The organism is Arthrobacter sp. (assembly GCF_030540645.1).
In the GTDB taxonomy this organism is placed as follows: domain Bacteria; phylum Actinomycetota; class Actinomycetes; order Actinomycetales; family Micrococcaceae; genus Specibacter.
Window position 1 is genome coordinate 11,552 of record NZ_JAUNVV010000043.1, and the last position, 16,326, is coordinate 27,877.

Annotated in this window: 16 protein-coding genes and 1 pseudogene; 10 read left to right on the forward strand and 7 right to left on the reverse strand. The window is 60.5% G+C overall.

Annotated features, from left to right (window positions below; all coding sequences use genetic code 11):
• Positions 1-278: pseudogene (locus tag Q4P21_RS09650) on the reverse strand (hypothetical protein); the annotation flags it as partial.
• Between the two features lie 277 nt (positions 279-555).
• Positions 556-951 carry a hypothetical protein gene (locus tag Q4P21_RS09655; protein WP_303388560.1) on the reverse strand — a complete coding sequence of 132 codons (396 nt, stop codon included), beginning with the start codon at positions 949-951 and terminating at the stop codon, positions 556-558.
• A 392-nt stretch (positions 952-1,343) separates the two neighbouring features.
• Between Q4P21_RS09655 and Q4P21_RS09660 the strand changes: the two genes are divergently transcribed.
• The 9 genes from Q4P21_RS09660 to Q4P21_RS09700 all read left to right on the forward strand — a co-directional run bounded on the left by Q4P21_RS09660 (position 1,344) and on the right by Q4P21_RS09700 (position 12,128).
• Positions 1,344-3,419, forward strand: a complete 2,076-nt coding sequence (locus Q4P21_RS09660) for a hypothetical protein (RefSeq protein ID WP_303388561.1) — start codon at positions 1,344-1,346, stop codon at positions 3,417-3,419.
• Positions 3,420-3,460: 41 nt separating this feature from the next.
• Positions 3,461-5,029 carry a class I SAM-dependent DNA methyltransferase gene (locus Q4P21_RS09665; RefSeq protein ID WP_303388576.1) on the forward strand — a complete coding sequence of 523 codons (1,569 nt, stop codon included), beginning with the start codon at positions 3,461-3,463 and terminating at the stop codon, positions 5,027-5,029.
• Positions 5,026-6,153, forward strand: a complete 1,128-nt coding sequence (locus Q4P21_RS09670; protein WP_303388562.1) for a restriction endonuclease subunit S — start codon at positions 5,026-5,028, stop codon at positions 6,151-6,153. The genes Q4P21_RS09665 and Q4P21_RS09670 overlap by 4 nt, the downstream gene beginning before the upstream one ends.
• Positions 6,154-6,885: 732 nt before the next feature.
• Positions 6,886-7,032: a hypothetical protein gene (locus Q4P21_RS09675; protein WP_303388563.1), complete on the forward strand. Its 147-nt coding sequence runs from the start codon at positions 6,886-6,888 to the stop codon at positions 7,030-7,032.
• Positions 7,033-7,145: 113 nt separating this feature from the next.
• Complete coding sequence (locus Q4P21_RS09680) at positions 7,146-9,296, forward strand: peptidase domain-containing ABC transporter (protein WP_303388564.1); 2,151 nt, start codon at positions 7,146-7,148, stop codon at positions 9,294-9,296.
• A gap of 105 nt (positions 9,297-9,401) precedes the next feature.
• A complete protein-coding gene (locus tag Q4P21_RS09685) occupies positions 9,402-9,812 on the forward strand; it encodes a hypothetical protein (protein ID WP_303388565.1) in 411 nt (136 codons plus the stop codon).
• A complete protein-coding gene (locus Q4P21_RS09690) occupies positions 9,806-10,999 on the forward strand; it encodes a sensor histidine kinase (RefSeq protein WP_303388566.1) in 1,194 nt (397 codons plus the stop codon). The genes Q4P21_RS09685 and Q4P21_RS09690 overlap by 7 nt, the downstream gene beginning before the upstream one ends.
• Positions 10,999-11,688: a response regulator transcription factor gene (locus Q4P21_RS09695; protein WP_303388567.1), complete on the forward strand. Its 690-nt coding sequence runs from the start codon at positions 10,999-11,001 to the stop codon at positions 11,686-11,688. The genes Q4P21_RS09690 and Q4P21_RS09695 overlap by 1 nt, the downstream gene beginning before the upstream one ends.
• Before the next feature lie 137 nt (positions 11,689-11,825).
• Positions 11,826-12,128, forward strand: coding sequence for a hypothetical protein (locus Q4P21_RS09700; protein ID WP_303388568.1), 303 nt, complete (start codon positions 11,826-11,828; stop codon positions 12,126-12,128).
• 334 nt (positions 12,129-12,462) lie between these two features.
• On the opposite strand, the gene Q4P21_RS09705 is transcribed toward Q4P21_RS09700, so the two are convergent.
• The 5 genes from Q4P21_RS09705 to Q4P21_RS09725 form a co-directional block, all read right to left on the reverse strand.
• Complete coding sequence (locus Q4P21_RS09705) at positions 12,463-12,627, reverse strand: hypothetical protein (RefSeq protein WP_303388569.1); 165 nt, start codon at positions 12,625-12,627, stop codon at positions 12,463-12,465.
• 27 nt (positions 12,628-12,654) lie between these two features.
• The gene (locus Q4P21_RS09710) at positions 12,655-13,500 is read right to left on the reverse strand and encodes a plasmid pRiA4b ORF-3 family protein (protein WP_303388570.1); all 846 of its coding nucleotides are present in this window, start codon (positions 13,498-13,500) and stop codon (positions 12,655-12,657) included.
• A gap of 16 nt (positions 13,501-13,516) precedes the next feature.
• Positions 13,517-13,738 carry a hypothetical protein gene (locus tag Q4P21_RS09715; protein ID WP_303388571.1) on the reverse strand — a complete coding sequence of 74 codons (222 nt, stop codon included), beginning with the start codon at positions 13,736-13,738 and terminating at the stop codon, positions 13,517-13,519.
• Positions 13,735-14,265, reverse strand: a complete 531-nt coding sequence (locus Q4P21_RS09720) for a hypothetical protein (protein ID WP_303388572.1) — start codon at positions 14,263-14,265, stop codon at positions 13,735-13,737. The genes Q4P21_RS09715 and Q4P21_RS09720 overlap by 4 nt, the downstream gene beginning before the upstream one ends.
• Positions 14,266-14,581: 316 nt before the next feature.
• A complete protein-coding gene (locus Q4P21_RS09725; protein WP_303388573.1) occupies positions 14,582-15,682 on the reverse strand; it encodes a Fic family protein in 1,101 nt (366 codons plus the stop codon).
• Between the two features lie 206 nt (positions 15,683-15,888).
• Between Q4P21_RS09725 and Q4P21_RS09730 the strand changes: the two genes are divergently transcribed.
• On the forward strand, positions 15,889-16,326 hold a 438-nt coding region (locus Q4P21_RS09730; RefSeq protein ID WP_303388574.1), incomplete at its 3' end, for a type I restriction endonuclease.

A 16,326-nucleotide genomic window follows, 5' to 3' on the forward strand; every position in this document is an offset into this window, starting at 1 on the left:
GCCACATATTCTTCGCTTGCAGTCGGATCGGTGGTCGCCTTGCCAAGCCAGAAGCCTCCCCCAGCAAGCAGGACGCCAACAACCAGAGTTGCAATCAATTTCCGGTTCCGAAGTTTGTTCTCATTGTGCTGTTCATCGGTTACTACGTTCTGCGACGGAAAACTGGGCGCATCTGGAGCAACAGGCATCGGATCCTTATCCAGGGTGACTACTCCACTGCCCACCGTGACATCAGGCTTAGCCTGTTCCTGGGATTTTGGCTGTTCTGGCTTGCTCATGACTTCCCCTAAAGACAGTTGGCCAAGTTGTTGGCCGGTTTTCAAAAATCAACAGCGTCACATTATCCGGTAACCGATTCAGTTCTTCGGACATGTGTCGCACAAGGGCGGCGGTTGCCCCACAGTTCTGGAATGATTCGACATCAGTGGCGATGGAAGTGGATACAGCATCCGCCATGGAATGACCGTTCCAGTGCTGCCTTCCTGAGTTCCTTCAGCTGACGCATTATCCAACGGCATCGGTTCTGACATGGTGTCTCCTGTCCACGAATGCAGGCTATTTGTTTGCTGTTTCCAAGATGATGTTCAGCCCGTTGTCCGGGTGATAGGTCCACGAAGCCGTAAACCCCGCCCATTCACCGGTCTGTGTTCCATCCAAGGCACGGGTTGATCCAAATCGAGTCAGAAGACTCTCAGGTGCATCCACCTCCTTGAGAACGCAAACAACCGTCAGCATCTTGGCGCCCTCACTCTTCTTTCCGGCTGTGCGCAGGTTCAGGCTCTTGCCCTTGTCCATGACATCCACCCCCGTGGTGTCGACGGCGGCACACGTCTCCACTGCGTCTTGAATGGCGCTGGCCCCAGCCAATGCCCCGCCAGCAGCCCCTCCCACCGCGCCAAGCAGTAGTCCTGCAGCGATCCCAACAGCCAGCCCGCCCAAACCGAAGTACACGTGCTTCCTGCTTTTTCGTAGCGGAGCGGCCGTTGGAAACACAGGCTGGCCCCACACATGAGGCTGCACAGCCGGCGGTTCTCCCAAGAGGCCCTGCACGCCAGGCTCGGCTGGCGGAAACTCCGGTGGTGGCGATGTCATGGCTTCTCCTGATGCTTGGAACTGTCGGTTCAGTGATGGTCGGGCGGGCTGGGCCTGCCCCCAATGGAAAGGCCCACCATTTCGTTGCCTGACTCGACACCGGTGCTGATGGAATGACATTAGGGCAGCCTCAACGTCAAAAGAACCTTGATACTCGATAACCCGGGTTATCAACAATGTGGACAATGGGTGTGGATAACGGCATAAGCTGTAACCAAACAGCCGCACACAGTACTGGGAAGGGAGATCGCATGGCCCCGCAGCAGCAGGCCCAGCTCGATTTGTGCGTCACTCTTTCCGACATTGCCGCCCTGGCCCGCGTGCAGCGTCCGGTGGTGTCCATGTGGCGCTCACGCAACAGGCACACGCCCACGCCCTTCCCCCAGCCGGTCGGGCGCCGGGGACGGCAGGAACTGTTCAACGCAGCCCAAGTCACTGACTGGCTGACCGAGACCGGCCGGGGCAACAATCCGCAGGCCCGCGAGGACGCCGCAGCTTTCGCCACCCCGCTGGGCCCGGATGCGAAAAGCGAGCATTTCACGGTGCTGACAGCCCTCCTTGCCCTGCGCTGCCTATGGGATTCACCCTTGGGCACCCACAGTGCCGCAGATCTTCTCGACATGGCCGATGAATGCGATCCCGACGACGAGTTCCTCTACAGCGAACTTGAAAATGCCAGCGAACAGCTCTTGCCCCTCGCACGGTACGCGGACCAGCTCAGCGATGCTTCCTACACGGCCGCCGCAGCTTTTGAACAGCTACTGCACCGCACAGGCCCCGATTCCCCGGCACAAGGCAGCACTGCGCTGACCCCAGAGGCGATTGACTTGGCAGCTTCGGCCGCCATTGAGTTGGCCGCTGGCAGCCCGAATCCCCCCGTTTTTATGGACGACGGCGGCAGCGGCTTCCTGCCAGCCGTCGCGGACATTCTGGGCGAGGTGGAGATGGCGGTGCTGTGTGTTGGCACCGGCTCCGATGCCGCCTCCCGGTTGGCTTGGCGGCGCATGCAGGTCCTGGGCAGATACCGGGAAAACCTGCACATCATCCGCGGACTTTCGGCACAGGCTGAACCTTCAGGATCCGTTGTCCGGCTCGCCCAGTTCCCCTCGCCATCGCACCCGCTCACCGATGCGGTTCAGGTGCTCACGGCCATTGACGAGATGGCATTGGGGATGGATCGTCATGCAACAGCGGTGGTCCTTGCACCGGCTTCGATTTTGACGGACGCCCTGCCCGGAACTGTTGAAGGCCGCGATGCCGGGGGAATCCGCGCGGACATTCTACGTTCGGCCCGGATCCGGGCCATTGTCCGGCTCCCCCACGGGTTGGTGCCCGCAAAGCCTCGCCAATCCATGGCATTGTGGGTCTTGGGCGACGCCCGCAACCATGTTGAGATCCCCGAGCGGTGGACCATGGTGGCGGATCTGACGGGATTGGACTTGGACAAGGACGTCCGGCAGGACCTCGTGGGCGACCTGGCTGCTTCACTGGGTGACAGGGCGCAAATCCGGGCGCACTCCTTTCGTTTCACAACGCTGGTGCTGACGCGTTCACTGCTGGCCGGCTCCGGCTCACTGACAGCGGCGGCACCGTCGCACAGAACACTCACACAGCGGATTCCCTCCCATGCGGAGGCAAGCTCCAAACTGGTGGCGGCCGAGGAACTGCTCGCCCAGGTCCGCGACGGTGGGACCTCGCTTGCAGCCTTGCGCCTTGTCACGGGAAAGGTGACGCCTCCGCGTCCACCGTGCTCGGTGGGTGAAGCCCTCAAGGACGGCTCCTTGAAATACGTTCCCGGCCTCAGGGTTGAGGCCGGGCATATGGAAGTCCCGCAACCTGGCAGCGCCCAGTTCACTATCATTGGACCTGGGGAAGTCAGCGGGCATCAACCGTGGGGCTCCCGGAAGATCAACCAATTTCTCCTCGCGAGTGCCTACCCCCAGGGACGGCTGACCGAACCGGGCGACGTCATCTTCACCACCGGAGCGCAAGGTGGTGCCGTGGTCGATGAGGCGGGGTCCGGCGTCGTGCTTTATCCGGCAAGGGTTCTGCGGATAGCGGCCAAGGACAAGGCTGGCATGCTGCCGCACCTGCTTGCGCAAGACATGCGGACCGCGCCGCCGGGGCCGTGGCGGCAGCGGACTGTGCGGCGCGTGGCCAGCGAGGTGAAGCCCGCCCTTGATGGGGTCCTGGCTCAGGTCACGGCGGAACGTCACAGGCTGGCGGTACGGTTGGCGCAGCTGGACGAGCTGGGCGGGGCGCTGTTGGAGGGCGTTGTGAGCGGACATTTTTCGATTGTGGATGCATCTATGGAAGGAACCAGCTAGTGGCTGCGAAGAAGGGCAAGGTTGAGGCGCTGCCGTCGACCATGAAGGAATTGAAGGACACGCTGTGGAAGGCCGCGGACAAGCTGCGCGGGTCCATGGATGCCTCGCAGTACAAGGACGTCATCCTGGGGCTGGTGTTCCTGAAGTATGTCTCAGATGCCTTTGATGAGCGCCGCGAGCAGATCCGCACCGAGCTGGAAGCGGACGGGCTGAATGAGGAGCAGATCGGCCAGCTGATCGACGACGTGGACGAGTACACCGGCCGCGGCGTGTTCTGGGTTCCGGCCCGCGCCCGCTGGACGTACCTGGCACAGAACGCCAAGGGCACGCAGGCCACCCTCGATGAGCATGGCAAAAGCATCGGCGAGCTCATTGACGACGCCATGGCGTACGTGATGGGCTCCAACCCGTCGCTGGCCGCCACGCTGCCGATGATCTTCAACAAGGACAACATCGACCAGCGCCGCCTGGGCGAGCTGCTGGACCTGTTCAACTCAGCCAAGTTCACCGGACAGGGCGCCACGAAGGCCCGCGACCTCCTCGGGGAAGTGTACGAGTACTTCCTGGAGAAGTTTGCCCGCGCCGAGGGCAAGCGCGGTGGCGAGTTCTACACCCCGGCCGGTGTGGTGCGTGTGCTCGTGGAGGTGCTCCGCCCGGACCACGGCCGCGTGTACGACCCCGCCTGTGGTTCGGGCGGCATGTTTGTGCAGGCCGAGAAGTTCCTGGAATCGCACAACAAGGAGGGCTCGGAGATTTCCGTCTACGGTCAGGAGCTCAACGAGCGCACCTGGCGGATGGCGAAGATGAACCTGGCCATCCACGGGCTCAACGGCAACCTCGCGTCCCGCTGGGGCGACACCTTTGCCCGCGACCAGCACCCGGACATGCAGGCCGATTTCATCATGGCCAACCCGCCGTTCAACATCAAGGACTGGGCGCGCTCGGAGTCGGACCCGCGCTGGAAGTACGGTGTCCCGCCGGCCGGTAACGCGAACTATGCGTGGATCCAGCACATCATCTCCAAACTGGCCCCGGGCGGTTCCGCCGGCGTGGTCATGGCCAACGGCTCCATGTCCTCGAACTCCGGCGGCGAAGGCGAAATCCGCGCCCAGCTGGTGGAGGCGGACCTGGTCTCCTGCATGGTGGCCCTGCCCACCCAGTTGTTCCGCTCCACCGGCATCCCCGTGTGCACGTGGTTCTTCGCGAAGGACAAGACTGCTGGCTCTGCTGGCTCCGTTGACCGGACCGGGCAGGTGCTGTTCATCGACGCCCGGAATCTGGGCCACATGGTGGACCGCGCCGAGCGCGCGTTGAGCGATGAGGACATTGCTCGCATTGCGGGGACGTTCCACGCCTGGCGCGGCACCACTGCTGATGCTGGTCAGTACGACGACGAGCCCGGCTTCTGCAAGTCCGTCACCCTCGCAGACATCAAGGCTGCAGATTATGCGCTCACGCCGGGCCGCTATGTTGGCGCCGCCGAGGTCGAGGACGACGGCGAACCGATCGAGGAAAAGATCGCACGGTTGTCTGCTGAGTTGTTTGCCCAGTTCGACGAGTCCGACCGGCTGGCGGCCGTAGTACGCGAGCAATTGGGACGGGTTTCATGAGTGAGTGGCCAAGTTTCCCTCTCGTAGATCTTGTCCATGATCGCCAGATTTCGTACGGAGTCGTTCAACCTGGCAACGATTCCGAAACCGGCGTGCCGATCGTTCGTGTGAAGGATGTCCGCAACGGAGTCGTTGATGAGTCTTCTCCAATGCGTGTCGATGAAGAAATCATTGCCAAACACAGCAGAACAACACTTGCCGGTGGCGAGTTACTTCTTTCGTTGGTGGGTACAGTTGGCGAGTCTGCGGTAGCTCAAGACTCTCTCCGGGGATGGAACGTAGCCCGCGCAATAGCCGTGATTCGACCGGTTGACGTCAGTTCCAGATGGCTTCAACTCTGTTTCGAATCCGCGCCCATAAAATCTGAGATCCTCGGAGTATTGAATACAACTGTCCAGTCCACACTTAATCTGGCAGATCTGAAGCGATTGCAGATTCCCGTTCCTCCAGCAAATATCAGATCTGGAATCGAAGAAGTCCTGGGCGCCCTCGACGACAAGATCGCCGCCAACACCAAATTCGTTGACACGACGTTTGCACTAGCTGGAGCCCATTTTCAGCGGCTGATGGCTCACTCACGCGAGATGGCACGACTCGGAGATCTAATTTCACTGGACTACGGAAAGTCCCTGTCCACAACCTCAAGAGTTCCGGGACCCGTGAACGTTTACGGCAGCGGTGGAATCACTGGAACTCACACCACGGCCCTCTGCAGCGAACCTGGCGTCATTGTAGGAGGAAAGGGAACCGCCGGGGCCGTCCACTGGTCACATGGGCCATATTTCCCCATCGACACGACATACTATGTGTCTCCCAAGTCGCCAGAAATCAGCCAGGTATTCTGCTATTTCCTTCTACGCACGCTGAGACTGGACTCCATGAACAATGATTCAGCAGTTCCAGGGCTTAATCGGAATGAAGCGCATGCGATCCCCGTTAGAGTCCCGTCAAAGGCCTCTACTATTGATTTCACCGAGACTGCAACAACGCTTTTCGAATCAGCAGCAGCCATTGAAGCTGAGATTCGTAAGCTCGCCGCAACTCGCGACGCGCTGCTCCCCCAGCTGATGTCCGGCAAGTTGCGCGTCAAGGACGCCGAAATCCTAGTCTCCGTCGCAGTCTAAAAGCAAAGTGGGGCATTGGTGAAAGCTCTGCTTTCACCAATGCCCCACTTTCATGACATGCCCATGTTCAAACTGCTTGTATCAAAGATTCGACGAAGACCGCAGCTCAAGTTTTTCCCCTAAACGTGAAGGGTCCTGGCAAGGGTTCGGACAGCGATATCTCGTTCGCATGCAAGCCGGGAGGCCATCTCGCTCGGGCTTATATTCCGAGCAAGAGCGAACTCGTTCGCCGTCTGTGAAAACCGACCGTTGCAGCGCGTTCCTAATAGGCTCAAAGGCGTCGACCCTGGCGCCTTCTTCGTCAAATCTAGCGACGTGTTCGACGGTGTTTGCGTCACCCTCAATGATCTTGCTTGGCCTTTCGTGTTCCCATTCGCTGCCGACACCGAATGTTGTTGTTTAAGTTCGGCAAGCAAGGTGTAATCTCGTGGAAGCAAAAACCGGCCCTTGAACAGTCAGTGACGTAAGAGCCGATGACTAACAGCGGAACCGGTGATTATGTAAAACACAACACCCTGAGCAGGTCTGCGCCCCCAAGCCCTCAGCGGTAGGTGTGCGGACGCTGGGACTCGGGGTCCGGCGTCGTGCCATCACCCGCATGGATGAGCCGGCGTACAGAATACTGGGGATCCTGGACACCTCTCCGGGCCGATGCCCCGGCGGGTGGTGCAACGAGAGACTTGTGGTGAATCGGGAGGCAACAGGCCACCCGCATCACCAGGAGGCAAGATCATGAGCACCATCAACACCCTGCCCGGCCGTGAAATCACCGACGATGAGCTGGCAGATTTCCACGGCGCCCTCTGCGAGACCATCCTCTTCTTCGATGACGATGGCAATCTGATCGGAGTCATAGTCATCCATGACGGCAGTTGTTAGCAGCATCAGCCCATCGGTCAACTCCTAGTTGACCCTGGCGGCTCCGGCACATCTGCACGCGCCGGAGCCACCTCCTTTTCACCGCCACCAGCAACCGTTGAAAGGCCCCGAAGATGCCTCGATTTTCCGTAATCCTGCAAACAGCCGAGACTGACTGTGGCCCGGCCGCATTGGCATCGCTGCTGCGCTTCCATGGCAAACCAGTGACACTGGAAAAGGTTCGCTCCATGATGGACCCGGGGCGCGACGGCGCCTCCGGACTCGTGGTCCGCAAGACGGCAGCCGAGCTTGGCCTGGTTCTGGGAGCACGGCTGCTGGATTCTGAGCAGTTGAGCACTGAGCTGGCAAGCCTTCCAGCTCCGTTCCTCATCCACTTGTCCCGGCAGCACTACCTCGTGGTGGAGAAGGTCCGTGGCACCCAGGCATTCGTCATGGACCCCGCCATTGGCCGTAGAACACTGACCCTGACGTCACTGGCTGAGGAGGCCAGCGGCCTCGTCATGGTCCCCGTACCGGAGGCAGCCGGTGCGCGGAGCAAAATTTGGCACTCCCCCGCCGCAACCCGGAGCCGCTGGCCAGCCCTGTTGAGAAGCGCCCTGCACGACGTACGTGGCGAATTGTGGCGTGCCGCGTTGCTCTCCGGCCTGTTGGCACTCTCAGGACTCACCCTGCCTCTCGCGACGGCCATGATTGTTGACGCCTTGGTAACCGGCGGATCCCAACAGTTCCGCTGGCTGATTCTGGGACTGGCGATGGCCGCCGCCATTGCCGCGCTCACACTGGCCCGCAACTGGGTGCTTTCCACCTTGCAGCACCGTTTGGCCGGACATCTCAGCACAGACGTTGCAGAGACATTGTTCAGCCGGCAGCCCGCCTTCTTTGCCAGGCGCAGCGTGGGTGATCTATTTGGCCGGATTGAATCCGCGCATTCGGTCCACGCACTCTTAAGCGTCACCTTGCTCGGCGCCGCGCTGGACGCCGTACTAACCGTTGGCTACGTTGCCGTTCTCCTATGGCTGGCGCCTCCCGCAGCCGCAACCACCGGCGCAGCAATCATCCTGTGCCTGGGCGTCTCCATCCTGGTAGCCCGCCGCACCGCAGCCTGGCGCCGTGAAGAAATCCTTTTTGCCGCCGACTCTTCATCCATGCTTGTAGACTCCATCGCCGGTGCCGGAACACTGCGTGCCTACAGGGGCGAGGCGGGCATGCTCAGAGGCTGGGAAAAGTTGCTGACCCGGCGCCTGAAACTGGCCAGGAACCGCACGCGACTGGGCACAGTTTCCCAGGCCTTGCTGGCTGCCGCTGCCGTAGCCACCCCCTTGGCTGTTCTGGTTCAGGGCTCCGTTCCGGGAGCTGGGGGCGCCGGGATCGGCGCCACATTGGGGTTGATGGCATTATCCGCCGCCACGCTGGCTCCCGTGGCTTCCTTGTCACTCGCAGTGGTCAATGCCGCTGATTTGCGCCCGCTGCTGGAACGAATCAGCGATCTGGAATCAGCACCAGCCGAACGGACCGGTGGCGAAGACCCAGGAAAACTACGTGGTGAACTCACCTTGGACGCTGTGGGGTTCCGGCATGAGTTGCATGGTGCCAATGTGTTGACAGGCATCAATGGGCATGTGCTTCCCGGATCCTGCGTGGTGCTGCTCGGGGTCACAGGCTGCGGAAAATCTACCCTTGCAGAGTTGCTGGCAACCGTGCACACGCCCTCGACCGGACGAATCCTCTTGGACGGCAAGGACCTGGCCACCCTGGATCTTGATGCTGTCAGATCCCAAGTGGGTGTGGTGTTCCAAGACAACTGGCTGGGCCGCGGCTCCATCCGCGACGCCGTGCTCTGCGGACGGAGCGGGTTTAATGACAACCAGGTGTGGCTCGCTCTGGAACATGCCTGCGTGGGTGCCGAGATCCGAGCCCTGCCCTTGGGTTTGGAAACCCACCTTGGGTCCGGCGGCGCAGGCCTGTCCGGCGGGCAGCGCCAGCGCGTGGCCCTGGCCCGTGCCTTGCTGGACAACCCCAGCATCCTCATCCTCGATGAACCCACCAGTGCCTTGGACGCAGACACCGAGACGCAGATCGGGTTGGCGCTGGCCCGGCTGGGTACCACCCGGTTCATCATCACCCATCGTTTGGACATTGCCGAGGCCGCAGACCAGTTGTGGATCATGGACGGCGGCCAAATAGTTGAGTCTGGCACCCCGGCGGAGCTGGCGGTTGGCGATGGCTGGTACGCGCATCTGATGGCCCAGCGGCAGCTGGCATAACGCCACAGGATGACGACAACTGCCGCCGTCGTATGACGCGCCCCATCGTCTGGATGTGTCAGGATACTTGAACCCGACACGGCCACCCACCTCAAGGAGCCCCTTATGACGAACCCATCAGCCGCCGCCCCCTTGGATTCCACCCCACGGTCTGAGGCTGGCCCAGATGCCCCCAAGGACACCTCAGTACAGGTGCGCACCGCCGAGGGCGTGCTCCTAGTTGGGGTGCCGATCCGCCGGGACACCGTGCTCGTTGAAGCCGGTGGCCTGAGCGGAGAAATCACTGTCACCATCAATGGCCAGGACATCACGGCCATTGATATGCATGAGACACCAAGGAGCCGTGACTCATGGCATCCCCTGACCGCGCTGGAACTTCCGGAGAACTCCCTTCCCATGGTCGGGGAGCACGTTCCCGAAGGCATGGCAGAGCTGATTCCAGGCCGCTCCGACCGCCCCGACGCACGGGTGGTACCTTTCTGGTGCTTGGTGTTCCCCAGGATGCGTGGGTGCTAGAACGCAGCAGACCCCTCCGCTGGATCCTGGTATTGCTCGTCTTTGGTGTTGACTTGTTGGTTTGGGGAGGGGACACCCGCACGTTCGCCGGTCACGGACTGTCCCCTGCCCTGGTGATCGGAATCGGGGTGATCGGCTATGGTTTTCTCGCCATCCCGCGCAGCCCGCTACCCGGATACGTTGCCATGCTGGTGCTGGGATGTGGCGGATTCATCATCCCCACAGTGGAGAGCCTTGCCGGTTTCCTCCTGGCACTCTTTCTCATGGCCCGGCACTGCACTGCGCGTGCTGCACGGTGGGCACTGGCTTGGGCGGCACTGCCCATTGCGGCCAACACCTTTACCAACATTGGCTTCCACCAACCCGCAGATCCCTTGTTTGTAGCACTGAATGTATCCCTGTGGACGGTACTGGTACTCACAGTATGGATTGCGGGGCGCACCTTGGCCCGGTCCAGCCACAAGTTGGCTACCGAACGCCGCTGGGCTGCCGATGCCCGCGAGGAAGCCACCGCCATGGAACGGCTCCGCATCAGCCGGGATCTGCACGACAGCCTGGCCCATTCGCTGACAGCCATCCTGCTGCAAGTTGCGGGGGTGCGGGCAGCCATGAAAGCAGGAAAATCTGAGGTTGATGTGGACGGCGTACTCGGCGCCGTGCAGGAAACCGCTGAGCAGAGCATGCGCGAACTGCACAGGATGCTTGGCCTGTTGCGCAACGTTACGGATCAGGATGATCTGCTGCGACCCCACGGACTCGAGGATGCGGGCGAGCTCTTCCATTCGGCACGGGCCTCAGGCCTGGAAATCACCAGCAGCACTCAAGGAACCGCGCTCCCCCTTGATCCAAGCATTGGCCACACCGCTTTCCGTGTCATCCAAGAAGGGTTGTCAAACACCATGAAGCATGCGGGAGAAGGTGCCAAGGCCGACATTGGCTACCTCTGGCATGCGGAAACACTCGTGTTGAGCATCCGATCAACCTCCGGGGTGTTGGGGCGCCAGCTTGCGGCATCAGGGGGTTACGGCTTGGAGGGCCTTCGGGAGCGGGTTGTGGTCAGCGGCGGGACCTTGCATTCTGGCCCCACACCCGAGGGGTTTCTCTTGCAGGCGACCCTGCCCGCCATTGCACTCCCCGCAGCCGGAAGCACAAAAGTGCACAACAGCCGCTACATGGAAGAGGAATAATGCCCATCACAGTGCTTATTGTTGACGACCAACCCATGGTGCGTGCCGGCATCGGCATGCTGCTGAATGCTGAAACTGACATTGAAGTAATTGGTGAAGCCGGCTCCGGGACGGAAGCGCTGACGCGCGCGAAGGAGTTGGGACCCGACGTCGTACTGATGGATGTACGCATGCCGGGTATGGACGGGGTCACCGCCACCCGCAGGCTGCTTACTGGAAGCCAGCCGCACCCGGACCACCTGCTGCGCGTGTTGATCATGACCACCTTCGACGACGAGGACATTGTGGTCCAGGCGTTGCAGGCCGGAGCCAGCGGATATTTGCTCAAGCATGCCTCCCCCACGGAGATTGCCGACGCGATCCGCCGGGTGGCCGCCGGGGACACGTGGCTGGATGCCACAGCTGCCACCCGGATTGTGGAGCGGCTGCGGCAAGGCGTAAGCGAGACCCGCGATCTGACAGCGCTGCTGACACCGCGTGAGCAGGAAGTCCTCAAGCTGGTTGCGGGAGGGCTGTCCAACCAGCAGATCCGTGAGCTGCTGTTCCTGAGTGAAGCCACGGTCAAGACTCATGTGGCCCGGATCCTGTATAAATCCGGGGCGAGGGACAGGGCCGCTGCCGTTGCTCTGGCGTATCGCAGCGGATTGGTCCATCCACAGGACCCGGTGCCAGGAGGACTCCCCTCATGAGGCGGGAAATCGGCTCATCCCACGTTTGTATGCGGCTTACAGCTGGGGGCTGATGATCCGATTGGGGATTGTCGGCACACTTGATTCATCACCGGCAGGACCACCCAAGGACCCGCCACCTACAGACAGGAGTCGTCATGAAGCAGCCACACAACAAAGCCACGTTCACGGCCGCAGCTCTCGGCACCCTGGCACTGGTTTCGTCAGCCGCATTTGTTGCCTTCACCCCGGCCCAAGCCGCACCGGCCCAAGGACTATCAGGAATTTTTGACCGGGATGCCCCGCCCATTCCGGGCCCACCGTGGGGAATCCGGCTGGCTAACCCTATTCCGGCGCCCATACTCGTTGCCGCCCTCAAGGTCGAGAAGCTGCCGCGCCTACCGGGGCCGGGGACGGGTCCATACAACCCCTTCCCCGGCCCCTTTGAGGTGGATTACTGATGTGAGACGTTGATACTGGCACACCTCACTTCACCGGCCCGCTTGATTCGTCTGAGAACACCACCGCCGTCTGAGGACGGTATTGAAGCCGGGGTACATGCGTCATTGGGGGATGCACGTACCCCGGTTTTGTGCTGGGAGCAGGTCACGTCGTCGAACTTCCACTTGCTACCGACCAATGGCGCGGCTCACGTCGTCGAACTCTTCCATGGTGAGCAAGCCCTGGGCAAACGCCGCTACAACCTGATCCCACGTCCCCGGTAAACGACCTTCATGGGGACACGGCCCGTCGTCACCGAAAGTGAAGCCATAGGTTTTCAGTTTGGAAATGAGCTCAGACCGATCCGTTTGGTAGGAAGGCCCTCAAAATCATCTCCTCGGGGTCACTGCGAAAGCTGTCCGGCATTCCCTCCAACACTTTCCGGAAGCGGTGGACCTTGGCCAGGCGCCGCAGGGCCTCACGACGGATTCCCATTACATAGTCATCCATGACGGTCACGGCGCACTCCTTCCCGAGACTTCAACCCTAGCCTCGGAACATTTGGGAAACTGCTTCATCGACGCAGTCCGCATTGAAGCGAGTCTGGTCAAACACTTCGCCGGCTTCGAGGCCCAGCCAGTCGCGGTACTCCTGATGTTCCGGATGCATCGGATCAGTCACGATGGCGCCGATATTCTCCCAATTCCACACACCGCTGCTGTCCTCCGTCGACCCGGCACCCCCAACCGCGTGCTGCCAGTTATCGCCAAAGTCGTAGATGTAGTCCACCTTGTCGTTTTCGGCGGACAGGATTGCGCCGAGCGTCACGGCCCCTTCATCGACGGGCATCGAGTCGCCGAAATCGAACTCGGGTCCGAGTGGACCAGCAGTCTCCGCCACGCGGGCAGCTTTGGAGCCCTTCAGCATAATTTTCAGCTGCAGGATTGAAGCCGGGGTGGAGCCTTTACTCTTGCGGGCTGGCTTCTTGCGCTGCGACTGCGCCGCCCAAGGATCGTCGACGTCGTCCTGGAACACACCCTGCATGACAGCTACAACGGCGGGCGGCACCGTGATGGCCTGGTCCATTGTGACCAGGCCGAGCTCGGCCAGCTCGGCCATCCGGTGCTGAAGGACCTCGGCCCCGTATTCATCCAAGTCCACTTCCCGCAACCTGGCTGGGTCCGTCAGCACCTCCACTGGCAATGCCTCACTGGTGCACGCTGCAAACAGAAGTGCCGACTGCGCCATAGCCGCCTGAGTGATCCACGGCGTCCACTCCTCCTCACCCAGGACGGCGACGGCCAGGAATTTCGTGGTGAAATCCCGCAATATATCCAGCCGGGCCGGATGCCCTGGCTCCAGAAACTCTTCCGTCAGCGGGGTGGGCCACACCTTCGTTGAGCCGATGTCAATGAGTTCGCAGGCCTCCAGAGCTGCCCAGAACTTTGCCAGTAGGGGGGACTTCGAACATGGATTTGACCGTGCGGACGGAGCCCGAAGGTGCCGCATGGATATCAAAGAACGGCAACGCTGCCCGCTTGGCATTGGGCATTGCCCCCTTCGCAGCCACGCCCACGGCAGTGGCCGCACCCTTGACTTCCTTGAGCTTCAAGGCCCCTGTGGTCGTCACGGTTTCCCCTCCCCAAGCCACCGCAGCAGCTTCTCCAGCCGTTGGGCAAGCCCGGTTCCGGCCAGTGCCGCCAGTTCCTCTGCCGCCGTCAGCTCCGGAGCCGTGATTGCCAGAAGTGAACGTTCCTCGTCCATATGGAACAAATCATCGACGGCGTTAAAGTCATCGTCCGTCCCGGTCCATAAGCCCGATGCGCCGAGGAATTCCAGGTAAAAGAGAATGGCATCGAAGCTAAAATTGGCCACATCCTCGCCGTTCGCACCGAGGATTTCCGCCAGAACCAGCCCGAACGGGACCGGTTCAAAGTTGGTGGGCTCCGACGAGGGCGATGCGTGGAAATATGCGGCAACCAGCACCTTGACCGGGCCGAGGAGCACCAGAACGTCTTCGGCAGGTACGTCTTCCGTTTGCCGGCACCAGTCAACGAACGCCGGGGTGATGGCATCCACGGCGCGGGTTGCCCGCAGCTCGCTGACGGAGGTCACGTTTCGGCTGGCGTTTTTTGGGCGGTTGGTCTTCTTGGGCATGGGTCCTCCAGATAGCGGGATGGTCAATCGTCTCGGCGGTTCATTCGAACGATGGGGCTGGGCGTCCACCGATGAGGTTCACACATTTAAGTGCCTGTGGGACAACAAGTAAGCGGCGGGCCCTCGAATCCATGGTTTTCCGGGGAAGTTCTGTCTGTCCATTGAAGCAACAACTAAGTTTTTACGGCGGAACAATTGCGTTCACCCAGCCATTTGGCGCATGGGACTGCGGCATGACATGTAAAGAACCCAGTCAAAAGTTTAAACGTCGTGTGGATATGCAAAGAAAGTTGCAATGGTTATCCACAGGACGATCTCAGCTGGTTGGATCCTCGTCCCGCACCAAGAGGTCCATGAACTGGTGATTAATGAAGAGCAACTCGCGGCCCACCGGGTGTTCAAGCAAGACGCCTTTCGCCGCCAACAACTTCAGCCACTTAGTTGCCGTTGGCCTTGATACGTTACATGCGGTCATGACGTTCGAGATCCGGCAATACGGCTGTTCGAACAAAACATCCAGCAACGAGATGTGGCCACCTGCAGCTCCGGCCGCAGCAATCTCGGCCTTCATGATCTGCTGAAGATCATGAACTCGCCCGACCTTCATCAGGGTTGTTTTTGACGTTTGACGCACGCCTTCGAGCATGAACTCGGTCCACTCCGTCCAAGCTTCATCCGCAGTCACCGCCAGAAGCGCCGAATAGTAGTCATTCTTGTTCTTGATGATGTACTTCGACAGATACAGGACCGGCTGACTTAAAAGGCCAGCGGCCACAAGCATCAAGACATTGAGGACGCGCCCCGTCCTACCGTTTCCGTCGTCGAAGGGGTGTATGGCCTCAAACTGGTAATGGGCCAGGGCCATCTTGACCAGCGGATCCAGATGAGCGGCTGAGTTGACGAATTGTTCCCACTCCCCCAACTTCTTATCAATGACTCCCCTGCCTTCAGGAGGTGTGTAGATCGCGACCTTTGTCTGGGGATTGCCAATGAAGGTGCCAGTTCCAGACCGAAGGTCCATTCGGTGCGTCTTGATTGTCGAGCACACTTCCCGAGCCGTGTTCGTAGTAACGATCCCCCGTTCCTTAACCATTTGAAAGCCCTCAAACAAGGCAGTCCTGTAACGAAGCGCCTCCCGAGTTGCAGCATCAGCCGATGCCTCATCTTGCGCGTGCAAAAACAGCTCGTCAGCCGTGGTCACAATGTTCTCAATTTCTGAACTTGCCTGCGCTTCAAGCAATGGAATGGCGTTGATCAGAACTGTTGGATTGGTCATCGTCCGGGTCGCCTGCTCGAGAGCCGCCAGAGCTGATCGGGCCTCGATGGCAAGCTTGAGAATGGGAACTGTTTCAATCTGGCCGCTAGGAGGCAAAGCCGGGAGTTCGTTGTGGGGATGGTTCGGGCTCCAAGGTGACATGACGAAAATCTAGCAAGTCCAACACAACATGTAAAGAAAATGGCAAATAGTTTAAACGTTATGCGGACATGCAAAGAAAGTTGCAACGGTCATCCAGAGCTCTTGGCAACGCTGATAACCCTGCATACCGGTTCACAACAACGCCATGAACACCACTGACTGATAACGTCAACATCAGGTTCAGACACACGCTGGGGAGAACAATCATGGCATTGGCAGGAACAGGTTTTTCCGAGGCCGATTGGGAGGGCCTTGCCCTTGAGCGGCTTGCCGAACCGCTGGGATGGCGCCCCACCCAGGGAGACTCTATTGCCCCCGGCAGGGGCGAGCGCGAATCGTGGTCAGAACTGCTGATCCGTCCCCGCATGCTCACCGCCCTGCAAAAGCTCAACCCCACCGTTCCACTGCAGTACGTGAAGCAGGCACTGGCGGAAATCACCTCCCCCAAGTCCAACGACGCCATCACCGAAAACCAGCGCATCCACAGCTACCTGGTCAACGGCTACAAGCTGAGCTACATCGACACCGACGGCACGGACGTCAACGCCACCATCCATCTCCTCAGCGCCGACCCCGACCAGAACGACTGGCTCGCCGTCAACCAAGTCACCCTGGTGGCCGGCGACTACAAACGCCGCTTCGAC